This window comes from Serratia sp. Z4 (genome assembly GCF_009900725.1).
GTDB classification, from domain to species: domain Bacteria; phylum Pseudomonadota; class Gammaproteobacteria; order Enterobacterales; family Enterobacteriaceae; genus Serratia; species Serratia nematodiphila.
This window is the reverse complement of sequence record NZ_JAAABD010000004.1, coordinates 256956-274570: the sequence shown is the minus strand read 5'-3', so window position 1 is coordinate 274570 and position 17615 is coordinate 256956. Positions and strand designations below refer to the sequence as shown.

Here is a 17615-nt window from a genome sequence, read left to right as displayed (position 1 = left end):
GCAGAAACAATACAGACTATTTTTCACCGAAGTAGAACGTTTTTGCGCCTTGTCGCTGCTTCGTGTGGTTGGTAAAGTAGGCGGATTTTATTTTCCGCCCCCAGCTTGCAGGATTATCCTTTCGTTATGTTTAAGAAATTTCGTGGCATGTTTTCCAACGACTTGTCCATCGACTTGGGTACCGCCAATACCCTGATTTATGTTAAAGGGCAAGGCATCGTACTGAATGAACCTTCGGTGGTTGCCATTCGTCAGGATCGTGCCGGCTCCCCAAAGAGCGTTGCGGCCGTCGGTCATGACGCCAAACAGATGCTGGGCCGCACCCCCGGCAACATCGCGGCTATTCGCCCGATGAAAGACGGCGTGATCGCCGACTTCTTCGTGACCGAAAAAATGCTGCAGCACTTTATCAAACAGGTTCACAGCAACAGCTTCATGCGCCCAAGCCCGCGCGTGCTGGTCTGTGTGCCGGTCGGCGCGACCCAGGTTGAACGCCGCGCTATCCGCGAGTCCGCCCAAGGGGCCGGCGCGCGCGAAGTGTTCCTGATTGAAGAGCCGATGGCGGCGGCGATCGGTGCAGGCTTGCCGGTTTCCGAAGCGACAGGCTCCATGGTGGTGGATATCGGTGGCGGTACCACTGAAGTGGCGGTGATCTCGCTGAACGGCGTGGTGTACTCCTCTTCCGTGCGCATCGGCGGCGACCGTTTCGATGAAGCCATCATCAATTATGTGCGCCGCAACTATGGCTCGCTGATCGGCGAAGCGACCGCCGAGCGCATCAAGCACGAAATCGGTTCTGCCTATCCGGGTGACGAAGTGCGTGAAATCGAAGTCCGTGGCCGTAACCTGGCCGAAGGCGTACCGCGCGGCTTTACCCTGAACTCCAATGAAATCCTCGAAGCCCTGCAAGAGCCGCTGACCGGCATCGTCAGCGCGGTGATGGTGGCGCTGGAGCAGTGCCCGCCAGAATTGGCCTCCGACATTTCCGAACGCGGCATGGTATTGACCGGCGGCGGCGCGTTGCTGCGCAACCTCGATCGCCTGCTGATGGAAGAAACCGGCATCCCGGTCGTGGTGGCGGAAGATCCGCTGACCTGCGTGGCGCGCGGCGGCGGCAAGGCGTTGGAAATGATCGACATGCACGGCGGCGATTTGTTCAGCGAAGAATAGTCAGCCCCTGGAAGGAGGAATCGTATCGGATGAATGCGCACAGCGAGAATCGGGTACGGTTCCTCTTTCTGTTGTCGAGGAACTCGCATAATTTATGAAGCCGATTTTTAGCAGGGGGCCTTCCCTGCAACTGCGACTTTTTTTGGCGGTGATTGCGGCCATTGGCCTGATCGTTGCCGACAGCCGGCTCGGCACGTTCGTGAAGATACGCAACTACATGGACACCGCAGTCAGCCCTTTCTATTTTCTGGCCAACGGGCCGCGTAAAGTTTTGGACAGCGTGTCAGAGACGCTGGCCACCCGCCAACAGCTGGAGCTGGAAAACCGCGCTCTGCGGCAGGAACTGCTGCTGAAAAACAGCGATATTCTTCTTCTTGGCCAATTCAAGCAGGAAAACGCCCGCTTGCGCGAGCTGCTGGGTTCCCCGCTGCGTCAGGACGAACACAAGATGGTCACCCAGGTGATCTCCACCGGTTCCGATCCGTATAGCGATCAGGTGGTGATCGACAAAGGGTCGGACAACGGCGTCTATGAAGGCCAGCCGGTGATCAGCGACAAGGGCGTGGTCGGTCAGGTGGTGGCGGTGGCGAAAGTCACCAGCCGCGTGCTGCTGATCTGCGACGCCTCGCATGCGCTGCCGATCCAGGTGCTGCGCAACGATATTCGGGTGATCGCCGCGGGCAGCGGCTGCGCCGACGATCTGCAACTGGAGCATCTGCCGAACAACACCGACATCCGCGTCGGCGACGTGCTGGTCACCTCCGGCCTCGGCGGCCGCTTCCCTGAAGGGTATCCGGTGGCGGTGGTCTCCTCGGTCAAGGTTGACAACCAGCGTGCTTACACTGTGATTCAGGCGCGGCCGACCGCCGGTCTGCAGCGCTTGCGTTATCTGTTGTTGTTGTGGGGCGCCGATCGCAACGGCGACATGCCGCTGCCGCCGGACGAAGTGCACCGCGTGGCCAATGAACGCCTGATGCAGATGATGCCGCAGGTGCTGCCGCCTGCCGGTTCCGTCGGGCCACAGCTGCCGGCTCCGGCCACCGGGGTGGCGCCGCAAACCACGGCACCGGCCTCTGCTCAGCCTCAGGTTCAGCCCGCGGCGGCGGGGGTGGTGCAATGAACAGCTACCGCAGCCACGGGCGCTGGATAATCTGGCTGTCGTTCCTGGTGGCGTTGGTGCTGCAAATCATGCCGTGGCCGGAGCAGATCTACATGTTCCGGCCTTCCTGGCTGGTGCTGATCCTGATCTACTGGGTGATGGCTTTGCCACATCGGGTCAACGTCGGCACCGGCTTCGTGCTGGGGCTGATCATGGATCTGATCCTCGGTTCCACGCTGGGCGTGCGCGCGCTGGCGCTGGGCATCATCGCCTATCTGGTGGCGTTCAAATTCCAACTGTTCCGCAATATGGCGCTGTGGCAACAGGCGCTTATCGTCGTGTTGCTGTCGCTGTCGATGGATGTGGTGGTGTTCTGGGCTGAGTTTTTAGTGATCAACGTCTCTTTCCGCCCAGAGGTGTTCTGGAGTAGTGTGGTAAACGGCATTTTGTGGCCGTGGTTATTCCTGTTGATGCGTAAAATCCGCCGTCAGTTCGCCGTACAGTAAGGGTATATCAATGACTTCGCTTTATCTGGCCTCCGGCTCCCCACGTCGACGTGAACTGCTGACCCTGCTGGGCGTGTCGTTCGACATTATGCTGACGCATACCGAAGAGCAGCGCCGGGAAGGCGAAGCCGCAGAAGCCTATGTGCGCCGCCTGGCGCAGGACAAGGCCAAAGCGGGCGTGGCGCTGGCGCAGGAAGATCGGCCGGTGCTGGGCGCCGACACCATCGTGGTGCTCAACGGCCGGGTGCTGGAGAAGCCGCGCGACGAAGCCCATGCGGCGGACATGCTGGCGGCCCTGTCCGGCAAGCAGCATCAGGTGATGACGGCAGTGGCGATCGCCGATCGCCACGACGTGCGTTGCCAGCTGGTGGTGACCGACGTGACGTTCCGCAGCCTGTCACAACAGGATATCCGCGACTATATTGCTACGGGCGAACCGATGGATAAGGCGGGCGCCTATGGAATTCAAGGAAAGGGTGGTTGTTTCGTCAGAACGATAACCGGGAGTTATCACGCAGTGGTCGGTCTGCCGCTGGTCGAAACACATGAGCTGCTCAGTAATTTTGTCGCATTACGTGATGTAAGAACCGGTTGATGGGCGCTGCCATTATCGACCGGCTCTGAGGAGAAGGCATGACAGCTGAGCTACTGGTTAATATCACACCGTCTGAAACGCGGGTCGCCTATATCGATGGCGGCATTCTGCAAGAGATCCATATCGAACGCGAATCCAAACGCGGCATCGTCGGCAATATCTATAAAGGGCGCGTCAGCCGCGTCCTGCCGGGCATGCAGGCGGCGTTCGTCGACATCGGCCTCGATAAGGCCGCCTTCCTGCACGCCTCTGACATCATGCCGCATACCGAATGCGTCGCCGGCGATGAGCGGAAAAACTTCCACGTGCGCGACATCGCCGAGCTGGTGCGCCAGGGGCAAGACCTGATGGTGCAGGTGGTGAAAGATCCGCTTGGCACCAAGGGCGCGCGTCTGACCACCGATATCACGCTGCCTTCGCGTTATCTGGTCTTCATGCCGGGTGCGGCGCACGTCGGCGTGTCGCAGCGCATCGACAGCGAAGCCGAGCGCGAGCGCCTGAAGGCGATCGTGGCGCCGCACTGCGACGAGCTGGGCGGCTTTATCATCCGCACCGCGGCTGAAGGCATCGGCGAGGAAGAGCTGGCGCAGGACGCCGCATTCCTCAAACGGCTGTGGACCAAGGTGATGGAGCGCAAGAAGCGCAACCAGACCAAATACAAGCTGTACGGCGAGCTGGCGTTGGCGCAGCGCATCTTGCGCGATTTCGCCGGCGCGGCGCTGGATCGCATCCGCGTCGATTCGCGGCTGACGCACGATCTGCTGGTGGAGTTCACCGGTGAGTACATCCCGGACATCACCAACAAGCTCGAGCTCTATACCGGCAGTCAGCCGATTTTCGATCTGTACGATGTGGAAAACGAGATCCAGCGCGCGCTGGAGCGCAAGGTGGAGCTGAAGTCCGGCGGCTATCTGATCATCGATCAGACCGAGGCGATGACCACGGTCGACATCAACACCGGCGCCTTCGTCGGCCACCGCAACCTCGACGAAACCATCTTCAATACCAACATCGAGGCGACGCAGGCCATTGCGCGCCAGCTGCGGCTGCGCAACCTGGGCGGCATCATCATCATCGACTTTATCGATATGAACAACGAAGAGCATCGCCGCCGGGTGCTGCACTCGCTGGAGCAGGCGTTGAGTAAAGATCGGGTAAAAACCACGATCAACGGCTTCTCTCAGCTAGGCTTAGTTGAAATGACGCGTAAACGAACGCGTGAAAGCATTGAACATGTGCTCTGTCACGATTGTCCTACTTGCAATGGGCGCGGCACCGTGAAAACGGTGGAAACCGTGTGCTACGAGATCCTGCGCGAGATTGTGCGCGTGCATCACGCTTACGATTCCGATCGCTTCCTGGTGTACGCCTCTGCGGCGGTCGGCGAAGCGCTGAAGAGCGAAGAGTCGCATGCGCTGGCCGAAGTGGAGATTTTCGTCGGCAAACAGGTGAAGGTGCAGATCGAACCGTTGTACAGCCAGGAGCAGTTCGACGTCGTCATGATGTAGCCCGCCCGACATCGGTAGGGGCCCGGCACGCCGGGCCCGTCAGTGCATAGATATTCCCGTTGCCAGGCAGCGGAGCAAGGAGAACTGCGTGAGGCGACTGCCTGGGATTCTGTTAGCAACAGGCGCCACCCTAATCGTGATTGTGGCGCTGCTGATCAGCGGGCTGCGCCTGATGCTGCCGAAGCTGAACGACTACCGTCCCCAACTGCTGGCGCAGGTGGAGAAGCTGTCCGGCGTGCCCGTGCAGATGGATTTCCTACAGGGCAGTTGGGAAACCTTCGGCCCGCAGCTTGAAGTGCGTAACCTGAGCGTTACGCTGCCCAAAAGCGATGTGCATATCGAGCGCGTGACGCTGGCGCTGGATGTGTGGCAGTCGCTGTTGCACTGGCGCTGGCAGTTCCGCGATCTGACCTTCTATCAATTCCGGCTTGATTTGAACGCCACGCTGGGCGGCGATCGGCAGGGCGATGGCCTTGAACCCGGTAAAATCAGCGATCTGATGCTGCGCCAGCTCGACCATTTCGATCTGCGCGACAGTCGTATTTCATTCCTGACGCCCGCCGGCGCGCGCGCCGAATTCGACATTCCCCAGCTGACCTGGCTCAACGGCCGCGATCGCCACCGCGCCGAGGGGCAGATCAGCCTGTCGACGCTGAATGGCCAGCACGGCGTGGTGCAGCTGCGCATGGACCTGCGTGACAATCAAGGCCTGCTGGATACCGGCACGGTCTACCTGCAGGCCGATAACATCGACATGAAACCCTGGTTTACCCGCTGGCTGCGCGCCAACACCGGGCTGGAAAGCGCCGACTTCAGCCTGGCTGCCTGGCTGCAGGTGCAGAACGGCCAGATCGCCGGCGGCCATGCGTTGCTCAAGCAAGGGGCGGCCAACTGGGACACCGGCGCCGCGCAGCACCGGCTGGACGTGGATAATCTGGCGCTGTCGCTGCGCCGCCAGGGCACCGGTTGGCAGCTCGACGTGCCGCAACTGCGGTTGAGCACCGACGGCCAGGCCTGGCCGCAGGGCGCGCTTTCCGCGCTGTGGCTGCCGGAAAACACCGAATTCATGGGGCCGGCGCAGAATGAAGAACTGCGTGTGCGCGCGACTGATATTCAGCTGGAGCGTCTGTCGGCGCTGTTGCCGACCTTCTCCTTCCTCAGCCCGGACGTGCTCGAGCGCTGGAACGATCTGCAGCCGCAGGGGCAATTGGAAGCGCTGGCGCTGGACATTCCGCTCAAGCAGCCGGAAAAGAGCCGTTTCCAGGCGCTGTGGCGCGATGTCAGCTGGCAGCGTTGGGAACTGCTGCCGGGCGTTAACCACTTCTCCGGGGCGTTGAGCGGCGGGGTGGAGAACGGCCGCCTGACGCTGGGGCTCACCGACAGCACCCTGCCTTACGGCGACATGTTCCGCGCCCCGCTTGAAATCAGCAGCGCGCGCGGCGCGCTGACCTGGCGTTACAACGATCAGGGCTGGGAGCTGGCGAGTCAGGGGCTGGACGTCAAGGCGAAGTCGCTGTGGGTCAACGGTGATTTCCGTTATCAGCAGCCGGCCAAGGGCGATCCGTGGCTGAACATCCTGGCGGGCATCCGCCTGTATGACGGCGCCGACGCCTGGCGCTATTTCCCGGAACCGTTGATGGGCAAGCATCTGGTGGACTACCTGAGCGGCGCCATTCAGGGCGGCCAGGTGGATAACGCTACGCTGATTTATTCCGGCGATCCGCAGCACTTCCCGTATCGTAAAAACGAAGGGCAGTTTGAAGTTTTCGTACCGCTACGTCACGCCACCTTCCAGTTCCAACCGGGCTGGCCGGCGCTGACCGATTTGGCGATCGATCTCGATTTCGCCAACGAGGGATTGTGGATGCATGCGCCGCAAACCCGATTGGGTAAGGTGGCGGGTAAAAATATCAGCGCGGTGATCCCGGATTACCTGAAAGAGCGGCTGCTGATCGACGCCGAAGTCGCGGGTGCGGGCAGCGACGTGCATGACTACTTCATGCAGACGCCGTTGCACGATTCGCTCGGGGCGGCGCTGGAGCAGCTGCAGATTGGCGGTGATGTCAGTGGGCGCTTACATCTTGATATTCCCCTGGACGGCGAGCAGGTCAGAGCCACCGGCGAAGTGGCGCTGAACAACAATTCGTTGCTGATAAAGCCGCTGGACAGCGAACTGCAAAAGCTCAGCGGCAAGTTCCGCTTCGACAACGGCAACCTGCAGAGCGATCCCCTGTCGGCCAACTGGTTCGGGCAGCCGGTGGCGGTCAACTTTTCCACGCAGGAAGGCGATCGCGATTACAAGATCAATGTCGGCCTGAAGGGCGACTGGCTGCCGGGCAAGTTCCCCGGCCTGCCAAAAGAGGCCGCTGATGCGCTCAGCGGCAGCGCGCCCTGGCAGAGCCAGGTGGCCATCACGCTGCCGCATCAGGGCTCGGCCAGCTATGATATCGGCATTGACGCGGATTTGAAGAAAGTGAGCAGTCACTTACCTTTACCGCTGGACAAGGCACCGGGCGAGGCACTGCCGGTGAACGTCAAGGTCAAAGGCGGTCTGAACGGTTTCATGTTGACCGGCAGCGCGGGCAAACAGAACCGCTTCAACAGCGAATGGAACTTCGATAAAAAACAGGTGAATCTGGCGCGCGCCGCCTGGCAAACCAACGGGGGCGGCACGCCGCCGCTGCCGGCCGGCAAGTCGATGACGCTGAATCTGCCGGCGCTGGACGGTGAGCAGTGGCTGGCGCTGCTGGCGCCGGCACTGAAACAGGGCGGCGGCAGCGGTCAGGTGGGCGGTTTCAGCTTCCCTACCACCGTGGCGCTGACTACGCCGCAGCTGCTGTTGGGCGGCCAGGCCTGGCATAAGCTGACGCTATCGGCCGAAAAACAGCTTGGCGCTACCCTGGTGAGCGCCAAGAGCGACGAAGTGGACGGCAGCCTGCGGGTGGCCGATCGCGGGCCGTGGCGCGCCGATATCAACTACCTGTATTACAACCCACAGTTCGCCGAGACGAAAAACGCGGCGGGCGCACCGTCGCCGTCGACCGAGAAAGTTTCCTTCCGCGACTGGCCTTCGCTGATGCTGCGCTGTAAGTCGTGCTGGGTGCTGGGGCAGAACCTCGGCAAGGTCGAGGCGGATCTGACTAATCGGGGGGATACCCTGACGCTGGATCACGGTCTGGTCGATACCGGTAAAGGGCGTATGAGCGCCACCGGCCTGTGGAAACAAAACGCGCAGGAAGAGCGCAGCTCGCTGAAAGGCAAACTGCTCGGCGGCAAGATCGATGAAACCGCCGCCTTCTTCGGCATCACTATTCCGCTGAAGGGGGCGCCTTACGACGTGGACTTCGATCTGTACTGGCACGGCGCGCCGTGGCAGCCGCAGGTCGATACGTTAAGCGGCGCGCTACAGGTCAAGATGGGCAAGGGCGAGATCGACAGCATGGGCGGCGGCCGCGCCGGCCAGCTGCTGCGGCTGGTCAGCTTCGACGCCCTGCTGCGCAAGCTGCAGTTCGATTTCAGCGATACCTTCGGCAAAGGTTTCTACTTTGATTCCATCCGCAGCACCGCCTGGCTGAAAGATGGCATAATGCATACTGATAATCTATTGATCGACGGCCTGGCGGCGGACATCGCCATGAGCGGCCAGATCGATCTGGCGCGCCGCCGCATCGATATGGAGGCGGTGGTGGCGCCGGCGATTTCGGCGACCGTCGGCGTGGCCACGGCGTTTGTCGTCAACCCGATCGTCGGCGCGGCGGTATTTGCCGCCTCGCAGGTGCTGGGGCCGCTGTGGAGCAAGATTTCGCTGATTCGCTACCATATCGGCGGCGATCTCGACCAGCCGAAGATCAATGAGGTACTTCGTAAGGCAAAGGAGGATAAGGCGTCATGAGGAATGCTAACGTTGCGTTGTTGCAGTTGTGCAGTGGCGATCAGGTGCGCGATAACCTGGCCCAGATTGAACAGCAGATTAAGCAGCTCAATGCCGGGGTAAAACTGGTCATGACGCCGGAGAACGCGCTGCTGTTCGCCAACTCCGCGGCCTACCGCCAACAGGCGGAAAAACAGGGCGATGGCCCGCTGCAGAACGCGGTGCGTGAGCTGGCGCGCCGCTATGGGGTGTGGTTGCTGGTGGGCTCGATGCCCTTGATCAGCCGCGAAAACCCGGAACTTATCACTACCAGCAGCCTGTTGTTCGACGAGCAGGGCGAGATCCGCGCCCGCTATGACAAACTGCATATGTTCGATGTGGATATCAACGATGCGCACGGCCACTACCGCGAGTCGGATACCTACCAGCACGGGCAGCACCTGACGGTGGTGGATACGCCGGTCGGGCGCTTGGGCATGACCATATGCTACGATCTGCGCTTCCCCGCGCTGTTCCAGGCGCTGCGGGCACAGGGCGCCGAACTGATTTCGGTGCCGGCGGCGTTTACCCGGGTCACCGGCGAGGCGCATTGGGAAATCCTGCTGCGCGCCCGGGCGATCGAAAACCAGTGCATGATCCTGGCGCCGGCGCAGGTGGGGCGCCACGGACCGACTCGTCGTACCTGGGGCCACACGCTGGCTGTTGACGGCTGGGGCAAGGTGCTGGCCGAGAACGCGGACGCCGTGGCGGCGCTGAAGGTGCGCGTGGACACCGCAAGCCTGAAAAATATTCGTGCGCAGATGCCGGTGCTGCAGCACAACCGATTCCAGACGTCGCTGACGGCGCCGTCTGACAAGCTATCCTCCAATCAAGAGTGAAACCATTATGAGCCTGACGTTTGTCAGTGAGCAGTTACTCGCTACCAACAAGCTGAGTCATCAAGACCTGTACAGGGTACTGGGTCAACTGGCAGAACGCCGTATCGACTACGCCGATCTCTATTTTCAGTCCAGCTATCACGAAGCCTGGGTGATCGAGGACGGCATCATCAAGGATGGCTCTTACAATATCGACCAGGGCGTCGGCGTGCGCGCCGTCAGCGGTGAGAAGACCGGCTTCGCCTATGCCGATCAGATCACCCTGAATGCGCTGCAGCAGAGCGCCCAGGCGGCGCGCAGCATCGTGCGCGAGCAGGGCGACGGGCGGGCGCATACCCTGGGCGAAATCGGTTACCGGGCGCTGTATCCGCTGCTCGATCCGCTGCAAAGCCTGCCGCGCGAAGAGAAAATCGCCCTGTTGCACCGCGTCGACAAGGTGGCGCGCGCCGCCGATGCGCGGGTGCAGGAAGTGAACGCCAGCATCACCGGCGTTTACGAGCAGGTGTTGGTGGCCGCCACCGACGGCACGCTGGCGGCGGACGTTCGCCCGCTGGTGCGTCTTTCCGTCAGCGTGCTGGTGGAGCAGGACGGCAAGCGTGAGCGCGGCTCCAGCGGCGGCGGCGGCCGTTTCGGCTATGACTACTTCCTGGAAACCGTCGACGGCGACGTGCGCGCCGATGCCTACGCCAAAGAAGCGGTGCGCATGGCGCTGGTCAACCTCGGCGCGGTGGCGGCGCCGGCCGGCAATATGCCGGTCGTGCTGGGCGCCGGCTGGCCGGGCGTGCTGCTGCATGAGGCGGTGGGCCACGGCCTGGAAGGCGACTTCAACCGGCGCGGCACCTCGGTGTTCAGCGGCCATATGGGCGAGCTGGTGGCGTCCGAGCTATGTACCGTGGTGGACGACGGCACCCTGCAAGGGCGCCGCGGCTCGCTGGCGATCGACGACGAAGGCGTGCCGGGCCAGTACAACGTGCTGATCGAAAACGGCGTGCTGAAAGGCTACATGCAGGACAAGCTCAACGCGCGGCTGATGGGCGTCGCCCCGACCGGCAACGGCCGCCGCGAGTCCTACGCGCATCTGCCGATGCCGCGCATGACCAATACCTACATGCTGGCGGGCCAATCGACGCCGGAAGAGATCATCGCCAGCGTCGAGTACGGCCTGTACGCGCCGAACTTTGGCGGCGGCCAGGTGGACATCACCTCCGGCAAGTTTGTATTCTCCACCACCGAAGCCTACCTGATCGAGAAGGGACGCATCACCAAACCGGTGAAAGGGGCGACGCTGATCGGCTCCGGCATCGAGGCGATGCAGCAGATCTCGATGGTCGGCAACGATCTGGCGCTCGATAAAGGCGTGGGCGTGTGCGGCAAGGAAGGCCAGAGCGTGCCGGTGGGCGTCGGCCAACCGACGCTGAAACTGGACACGCTCACCGTCGGCGGCACGGCGTAATCTTTCCTCAAGGGGCCACGCGTTGGCCCCTCACCATGCTCCATTTCGCGGCCTTTCTCGCATTCGTAACGCTAAGCGCGGCAGGACGCCGTAGCCTGCACGACATAATGGAATGAAATTGACGTGGCGAAAAAACAGAGCACGACAAGAATGACGCGCCTGGCATTATCCGCTCGGCGTTGGCTGCTGGTGCTGGGCGTTCTGTCCCTGACGGGCTGCGCCCGTTCCGATGCGCTGTGGGGCGTGGTCGATAAACTCTGCATGGCCAACTATCAGCAAAAACGCAATCCGGCCCCGTGCGAGCAGATTTATATGCCGCAGGGGAAGGCCCTGGGCTTTAGCGTGCTGCAGAACCCGCGTTACCCTTATCACTTTATCCTGGTGCCGACGGCGCCGCTCTCCGGCATTGAAAGCCCGCAGCTGCTGGTTGGAGAACGGACGGACTATTTTGGCTATGCCTGGCTGATGCGTTACCGGCTGGCCGCCGAGTATGGCGGACCGGTGCCGGATGATATGTTGGGCATGGCGATCAACTCCGCATACGGCCGCAGTCAGAATCAATTGCATATTCACCTGACCTGTCTGCGCGAAGATGTGCGGCGTCAATTGCAGGCGGAACGCCCCTACATACAGGAGCAATGGCGGCCTTTGCCGGATAAGTTGTTGCGCCACACCTATTATGCTCGCCGCGTGATGCAGCCAGCCGTGATGGGCATCTACCCGATTAAGGATTTGGCGGATTATTTCCATCTGTCGCCGCCGCAGCTGGCGGAATATGGCGTGGTCGTCGTTCCGACGATGTTTGCCGGCCGGCAAGGATTTATCTTGCTGGCCTCGAAGCGCGGCTGGGACGTCGGCAATCGCGCGTCGGTAGAGTCGCTGCTGGATAAAGAGTGCGCGATATTGCCACGTTGATTTTGCTACATAAATGACGGAGGTGAGAGCGACGAGGCATCGCTCTCACCTTGTTGTCCCTACCTAAACCGCGCATCCCGCGTAAACAGGAAAGCGGCTTCCCGCAGGCGAGCGTCGGCTTGTGCCTGATCCCCCTGATAGCGCAAGATCATAATCAGCGTGGCGTAGACGTTGGCGTCGATGCGGTGCTGCAGATAGGCATTGGCCCACTGCCGATAGCCGGTCAACAGGGCATCATCACGCGTCTGGTTGTAGACCAGCAACGCGTGAGATTGCTCGTCGAAGGTTTTGCGCTCCCGGTAGATCCAGGCGGCCGGCGACGGCATCTGCTCGATGCTGTCGATGTTGGCCAGCATAGTGCGCTCCGACTGGGTGAGCGCCATGCGCCCTTGCCAGGCGAAGACCGCCATCACCAGCACGCCGAGCGCCGCAAACGCCACCGGCAGGCTCAGGGCTTTGGCGAACGGCAGCGGGCGAGGCTCGCCGGTTTGGCCGTCCAGCAGCGCCAGCAGCAGCAGAAACGCCAGCCAGTGCGGCGCAGACAGATAGAAAGGGTATTCCAGCTGGGTGTGTATCAGCATCGGCAGCAGCACCAGGAACAAGCCGACGCGCGCACCGTTCGGCTGTTCTCGATCCCGTTGCCAGGCGCTTTTCAGCAGCCGTGCGCCGGCGGCAAGGACGATAGCGATACCTGCCAGCGCCGGCAGGCCACCCTCAATCCACCACAGCAGGATTTCATTGTGCGGATGCCCGGCGACTTCCAACACTTCTCGCCAGGGCATTTCCTGCAGGCGAAAGTGCGCGAAGCTGTATTCAAAACCGCCGTAACCCCAGCCCAGCAGCGGCTTGGCCAGGATCATGGCGCCGACGTCATGCAGCATGGTGAGGCGAGCGCTATTGGACAGCTCCCGACCGATCAGACCCGCGCGGCCATCCAGGCCGAAACCGGTGAATAGCACCGCCAGGCCGATCGCCACGCCCAGCAGCAGCGCGCCGCCGGCCCAGCGGCTCGCGGCCGGGCGCCGGCGGGCAAAACGGCACAGCAGCAAAGCCGCCGCCAAGGCGCCGCCAAGCCAGGCGGCGCGCGACTGGATCAGTACCAGCAGGGCGGAGAAAACGGCCAGCAGCGCGAGCAGCGGGATTTGCCGCCGCCACGTTGGCGCTGAGAGGGGAGCAAGCAGCAGCCAGAGCGCCAAGGCCAGCCCGGTGGCGATAAAGCTGCCCAGCACGTTCGGTTGCTGAAAGACGCCGTAGACCCGGCTGCCGTTAGGGGCTACCCAGGCCAGCGTGGGGGCGAACAGCTGCAGCGCCGCCAGCAACGCCTGAACGCCGATGGCGAACAGCAGACCGTACAGCAGCAGCTCGCGCTGTCGGGCGGTTAGGCGCAGCTGCAGGCAGGCGACATAGAACAGCCAGCCGCCGAGCAAACCGGCGCAGCGCCACAGGGCATCTTCGCGCCACTCGAGGCGGGTATACAGCAGCGGCAACGCCAGTACGGCGATGCCGAGCAGCAACCGCCGGGCGGTGGGGGTCAGCGAAAAACGGATGCGACCCAGGCAAACGGTAAACGTCACGATCAGCGTGGTGAGCGCCATGACGCTCCAGGCCAGAATGTTTTGCGGCAGCGCCAGACCGTCGCCGCCCATGTTGGGGTAATAAACCGGCAGGACCGCCGCCATCCAGATCAGCAGCAGGGGCAGCACGGCGATGGTCGCTGCGTTAGCGGGAGATTTATCGGCCATGGTTAACCTGCCATGGCCTGATAGCGTTTATGAAATGCATGTTTTGATTATTCCCTATCCTTTATCCTGATGTTGAAATGCGTGTAATGTTCAATTCGAAAATGTCTCATGGGAAATTTAATCCGTCTTCATGGTGAAGCGATAAATAATGTTTACCCTGAGAATGCGCGAGACCGTGTGCCTAAAGAAAGGTTAAGCCGTATTTTTCACCCGCAAAAGGCATTTTTGTTGTTTGCAAAAACAGATGCGCTATTTTCTCAAATCCATTGTGATTCAGTCAAATTTTAATCTAATATTATTTTTATTCATTGAAATCAGTTGGTTGATGGTTGTCTTGACGTGTGTGAATATCGTGGGGCATCTCGGCGATGGCCTATGTCGGCAGTCAATGTGAAGAATAAAATAGGTATCTTATTGTTTAATTTATTTCGTCAGCGGCGGCGTGACGACGGAGATTTATTCCATCGTTTTCCATTGCTGGTTTTTAAATTCAATGTGATTTTTATGGTTTTATTTTTATTAAGATTCTTCTTGTCTTTACCTGTTTTTTTTAATTTTTATAAAATGATTTATTGTTAGGATTGTTCTGCTGTATTGGAAATAAAAGAGGTTATGGCCTGAGCCTCCCGTTGTCGCGGCAGAATACGGACTAACGCGCCTGTAAAAGCGCGTTAATCTCGTTTCTCATTCGCTTACTCCACCTCCCCGATCCGCTCCAGCGCATCCACCACCAGATCCCAGAATTTATCCTGATCCAGTTTGACCGCTACCTGGGTGTGGCAATCCGGCGGCGGCGGCGCGCGGAAGTCCGCGACCGTCATGCCTAAGGTGAGGGTGCCGGTCAGCTCTATATTTACCGGCGCTTTGCGCACCGACATGACGCTCGGATCGATCACATAGGCCACCGCGCATGGATCGTGCACCGGCGGGGCGCTGAAGCCTTGCGCCTGTTGGTACATACGGCCAAAGAATGCCAGCAGCTCGCCGACGAAGGCGGCCGGCCGGGTGCCGAGGGCGGCGATGCGTTCGCAGACTGCCGGCGTGGCCAGCGCCTGGTGGGTGAGATCCAGCCCGACCATGGTCAGCGGCCATTTTTCGTTGAACACGATGTGCGCCGCCTCGGGATCGATTTTGATATTGAACTCCGCCACCGCGCTCCAGTTGCCCACATGATAGCCGCCGCCCATCAGCACCACTTCCTTGACCCGCTCGGCAATGCGCGGCTCTTTACGCACCGCCATGGCGATATTGGTCAGGCCGCCGGTCGGCACCAGCGTCACGCTGCCCGGCGGGTGGGCCATCACGGTCTCGATGATCAGGTCTACCGCGTGGCGTGAGTCCAACTGCAGGTGGGGTTCCGGCAGCACCGGGCCATCGAGGCCTGAGTCGCCGTGAATGTCGGGCGCCACTTCGATATTGCGCACCAGCGGGCGCGGGCAGCCGGCGGCGAAGGGGACGCCGGTGATATTGGCGATACGGGCCACCGCCAGGGCGTTGCGCGTCACTTTGTCCAGCGTCTGGTTACCCACCACGGTGGTGACCGCCAGCAGGTCGATCTGCGGATTGCCCCAGGCCAGCAACAGAGCGATGGCGTCGTCATGCCCCGGGTCACAGTCCAGTATGATTTTTTTCATGGTTATTCCTGATGCAGGGAGAGGTTTCCGCAGCATAACGCAGCGCGGCGGCGTGGGATAATGCCGATGGTGCTTTTGTTAACGGCATCAAAGCCTTGCCACTTTTACGATGTAATGAAACGTAAATCCTGCTCACCGGGCTTTACCCTGGAGTTTACTCCAGGGTTTACAGTGAGGTTCAGCGTCAATGCATAGAGGAGAGGCGGGATGAGCTTACTGAAACGGTTGTTGGGGCAAAGCGGTATTCACGGCGGTCATCAGCGCGCGGGCCACGGCGGCGGGCATCATGGCAACCGCTATAACCAACATGGCGAGCCGGGGCCGCCGTGCCCGGAATGCCGGGCAGTGAATAAATCGGGCGCCCGTTATTGCCACCGCTGCGGTCAGCCGTTTGCCGCGCTAAGCGCCACCTGCGGCCAGTGCGCCGCGCCGTTGCCGCCGGGCAGCCGCTTTTGTCCGCAGTGCGGCGGCGGTGTGCCGTGAACCGGGGCGGTTGGACACTCGCGCTGCTGCTGGGCGCCATGGCGCTATGGACGCTGCTGGCCTGGGGCGTAGCCGGGGTGCTGGCCTGGCTCCCGGCGTTGGCGGAGGCAGCCGAGAAGGCATCGTTGCCGGTGAACGGTGCGCTGAGCCTGGTGCCGCAGGCGGTGCTGGACGCCTGGCTGCCGTGGCTGAAACAGCTGGGCAGCGGGTTGGCGAGCTATTTTCCTCTGCTGCTGACCTGGGCGGGCTACGCCGTCTGGCTGCTGTGGGGCATCGGCATGTTGGCGCTGACGCTGCTGGCCGCGCTGGCGCGCCGCTATTTAAGCGCTGCTCAGCGATAGCCCTGATAGACCGCCGCTACGCGTTCGAAATAGTCGGTTAAATAGTTGATGCACACCTGCACCTTCAGCGGCAGTTTGTCTTTCTCGGTATAGAGCGCGTAGATCGGCCGTGGATCCGAATGGTAGCTTTTGAACAGGATCTCGATCTCGCCGCGTTTGATCTCTTCGATCACCCACATCAGCGGGGCGTAGGCGATGCCGGCGCCATTTTTCAGCCAACGGATCATGGTGGAGGAGTCGTTGGTGACGAAGCGCCCCTGCGGGGAAATGCGTGTGGTGATGCCTTCCGGCGACATCAGTTCAAATTCGCTGTCGGGCCGCACGCTGTACTCCAGCCAGGAGAAGTTGACCATGTCGCTCGGCTTCTGCGGCGTGCCGTGCTGGATCAGGTAGCTTTTGGCGGCGCACACCACCATCGGCATCTGCCCCAGGCGGCGGGAGAACAGGCTGGAGTCCTGCAGCGCCCCGGTGCGGATCACCAGATCCAGTCCGTCGGTGATCAGATCCGGCGCCGGTATGCCGGTCACCAGGTTGACCGTCAGGCCTGGGTACTCTTTCATCATCTCGGCGGTCATGTTCGCCAGCACGTTTTGCGCCATGGTGGATGAGCTGCCGATGCGCAGCGTGCCGGCGGGCGTATTGTTAAACGCGTACAGCTGCTCATGCACCTCGCTGACTTCCTGCAGCATGCGTCGGCAGCCCTGATAGTAGATTTTGCCGGCCTCGGTCAGGCCGATGCTGCGCGTGCTGCGGTTCAACAGCTTGACCTGCAGTTCATTTTCCAGTTTCGAGACGGTTTGACTGATCGATGAAACGCTCATGTCGAGTTGGCGTGCGGCCGCGGTAAACGACCCGAACTCAACCACTTTGGCGAATACCGACATCCGTTTTAATCTTTCCATTATTCACTCTGGCTTAAAAGTGATTTAGATCACAGATTGTTGATGCCTTGATAGTAAGCAGGCTAATATAACGTGGTCGGGTGAATAGACCTTACCAACGTGCGAGAGCGATCGGCAACGCAATCCTGCCGCTCCTCCGGCACCCTCGCAATCCCTGTCGTGGATGTCTGCCCCCAAGTTTAACCTTTTTTCGGGTTCGTGACCTGGACAAGCTGTCCGGTCAAGATTTGTGGCGCGCGCACGCTAAAATGTAAAGAGAATGTGAATGGCGAGATGTGTCTTTCCCCGGCGTAGTGAACAATAAGGAAAAAGTGATGAGTTTGCTTCCGGTTATGGTCATCTTCGGGCTGTCGTTTCCGCCGGTGTTTTTCGAGCTGCTGGTGTCGCTGGCGCTGTTTTTTCTCCTGCGCCGCCTGCTGCAGCCGACGGGGATTTACGATTTTGTCTGGCATCCGGCGCTGTTTAATACCGCGCTGTATTGCTGCTTGTTTTATCTGATTTCGTGTCTTTTTGTTTGA

General features: G+C 60.9%; 15 protein-coding genes. 12 read left to right on the top strand and 3 right to left on the bottom strand.

What is annotated here, in order from left to right; all coding sequences use genetic code 11:
* Positions 1–126 precede the first annotated feature (126 nt).
* From mreB to GT753_RS17165, 9 genes are all read left to right on the top strand, one after another.
* On the top strand, positions 127–1170 hold the full coding sequence (gene mreB / locus GT753_RS17205; RefSeq protein WP_003855260.1) for a rod shape-determining protein MreB: 1044 nt from the start codon (positions 127–129) through the stop codon (positions 1168–1170).
* A gap of 94 nt (positions 1171–1264) precedes the next feature.
* Positions 1265–2290: a rod shape-determining protein MreC gene (gene mreC, locus GT753_RS17200; protein WP_028127540.1), complete on the top strand. Its 1026-nt coding sequence runs from the start codon at positions 1265–1267 to the stop codon at positions 2288–2290.
* A complete protein-coding gene (gene mreD / locus GT753_RS17195) occupies positions 2287–2775 on the top strand; it encodes a rod shape-determining protein MreD (RefSeq protein ID WP_004936918.1) in 489 nt (162 codons plus the stop codon). The genes mreC and mreD overlap by 4 nt, the downstream gene beginning before the upstream one ends.
* 10 nt (positions 2776–2785) lie before the next feature.
* Positions 2786–3370, top strand: coding sequence for a nucleoside triphosphate pyrophosphatase (locus GT753_RS17190; RefSeq protein WP_160125790.1), 585 nt, complete (start codon positions 2786–2788; stop codon positions 3368–3370).
* Positions 3371–3408: 38 nt separating this feature from the next.
* Entirely contained in the window at positions 3409–4878 is a 1470-nt protein-coding gene (gene rng, locus GT753_RS17185) for a ribonuclease G (RefSeq protein ID WP_004936922.1), read from the top strand.
* A gap of 88 nt (positions 4879–4966) precedes the next feature.
* Positions 4967–8770: an AsmA2 domain-containing protein YhdP gene (gene yhdP / locus GT753_RS17180; protein ID WP_031300251.1), complete on the top strand. Its 3804-nt coding sequence runs from the start codon at positions 4967–4969 to the stop codon at positions 8768–8770.
* Positions 8767–9627, top strand: a complete 861-nt coding sequence (gene nit1, locus GT753_RS17175; protein WP_004936930.1) for a deaminated glutathione amidase — start codon at positions 8767–8769, stop codon at positions 9625–9627. Before yhdP ends, nit1 begins: the two co-directional genes overlap by 4 nt.
* A 7-nt stretch (positions 9628–9634) precedes the next feature.
* A complete protein-coding gene (tldD, locus tag GT753_RS17170) occupies positions 9635–11080 on the top strand; it encodes a metalloprotease TldD (RefSeq protein WP_021505122.1) in 1446 nt (481 codons plus the stop codon).
* 150 nt (positions 11081–11230) lie between these two features.
* The gene (locus GT753_RS17165; protein ID WP_021505121.1) at positions 11231–11995 is read left to right on the top strand and encodes a CDP-diacylglycerol diphosphatase; all 765 of its coding nucleotides are present in this window, start codon (positions 11231–11233) and stop codon (positions 11993–11995) included.
* 59 nt (positions 11996–12054) lie between these two features.
* Here GT753_RS17165 and GT753_RS17160 read toward each other — a convergent pair whose 3' ends face one another.
* Positions 12055–13737, bottom strand: coding sequence for a PglL family O-oligosaccharyltransferase (locus GT753_RS17160; RefSeq protein ID WP_075684894.1), 1683 nt, complete (start codon positions 13735–13737; stop codon positions 12055–12057).
* Between the two features lie 692 nt (positions 13738–14429).
* Positions 14430–15371: a nucleoside hydrolase gene (locus GT753_RS17155; protein WP_021505119.1), complete on the bottom strand. Its 942-nt coding sequence runs from the start codon at positions 15369–15371 to the stop codon at positions 14430–14432.
* Positions 15372–15578: 207 nt separating this feature from the next.
* Between GT753_RS17155 and GT753_RS17150 the strand changes: the two genes are divergently transcribed.
* Both GT753_RS17150 and GT753_RS17145 read left to right on the top strand, forming a co-directional pair.
* The gene (locus tag GT753_RS17150) at positions 15579–15854 is read left to right on the top strand and encodes a zinc ribbon domain-containing protein (RefSeq protein WP_160125789.1); all 276 of its coding nucleotides are present in this window, start codon (positions 15579–15581) and stop codon (positions 15852–15854) included.
* The gene (locus GT753_RS17145) at positions 15851–16195 is read left to right on the top strand and encodes a hypothetical protein (RefSeq protein ID WP_160125788.1); all 345 of its coding nucleotides are present in this window, start codon (positions 15851–15853) and stop codon (positions 16193–16195) included. The genes GT753_RS17150 and GT753_RS17145 overlap by 4 nt, the downstream gene beginning before the upstream one ends.
* On the opposite strand, the gene aaeR is transcribed toward GT753_RS17145, so the two are convergent.
* Positions 16186–17097: an HTH-type transcriptional activator AaeR gene (gene aaeR, locus GT753_RS17140; RefSeq protein ID WP_015379188.1), complete on the bottom strand. Its 912-nt coding sequence runs from the start codon at positions 17095–17097 to the stop codon at positions 16186–16188. The genes GT753_RS17145 and aaeR overlap by 10 nt on opposite strands.
* A gap of 314 nt (positions 17098–17411) precedes the next feature.
* On the opposite strand from aaeR, the gene aaeX reads away from it, so the two are divergent.
* Complete coding sequence (gene aaeX, locus GT753_RS17135) at positions 17412–17615, top strand: p-hydroxybenzoic acid efflux pump operon protein AaeX (RefSeq protein ID WP_004936952.1); 204 nt, start codon at positions 17412–17414, stop codon at positions 17613–17615.

Coding starts and splice junctions, on each gene's coding strand:
- mreC (WP_028127540.1), top strand. CDS start 1,265: ATGAAGCCGATTTTTAGCAGGGGGCCTTCCCTGCAACTGCGACTTTTT.
- GT753_RS17160 (WP_075684894.1), bottom strand. CDS start 13,737: ATGGCCGATAAATCTCCCGCTAACGCAGCGACCATCGCCGTGCTGCCC.
- mreB (WP_003855260.1), top strand. CDS start 127: ATGTTTAAGAAATTTCGTGGCATGTTTTCCAACGACTTGTCCATCGAC.
- nit1 (WP_004936930.1), top strand. CDS start 8,767: ATGAGGAATGCTAACGTTGCGTTGTTGCAGTTGTGCAGTGGCGATCAG.
- tldD (WP_021505122.1), top strand. CDS start 9,635: ATGAGCCTGACGTTTGTCAGTGAGCAGTTACTCGCTACCAACAAGCTG.
- GT753_RS17150 (WP_160125789.1), top strand. CDS start 15,579: ATGAGCTTACTGAAACGGTTGTTGGGGCAAAGCGGTATTCACGGCGGT.
- GT753_RS17190 (WP_160125790.1), top strand. CDS start 2,786: ATGACTTCGCTTTATCTGGCCTCCGGCTCCCCACGTCGACGTGAACTG.
- GT753_RS17155 (WP_021505119.1), bottom strand. CDS start 15,371: ATGAAAAAAATCATACTGGACTGTGACCCGGGGCATGACGACGCCATC.
- aaeR (WP_015379188.1), bottom strand. CDS start 17,097: ATGGAAAGATTAAAACGGATGTCGGTATTCGCCAAAGTGGTTGAGTTC.
- rng (WP_004936922.1), top strand. CDS start 3,409: ATGACAGCTGAGCTACTGGTTAATATCACACCGTCTGAAACGCGGGTC.
- aaeX (WP_004936952.1), top strand. CDS start 17,412: ATGAGTTTGCTTCCGGTTATGGTCATCTTCGGGCTGTCGTTTCCGCCG.
- mreD (WP_004936918.1), top strand. CDS start 2,287: ATGAACAGCTACCGCAGCCACGGGCGCTGGATAATCTGGCTGTCGTTC.
- GT753_RS17165 (WP_021505121.1), top strand. CDS start 11,231: ATGACGCGCCTGGCATTATCCGCTCGGCGTTGGCTGCTGGTGCTGGGC.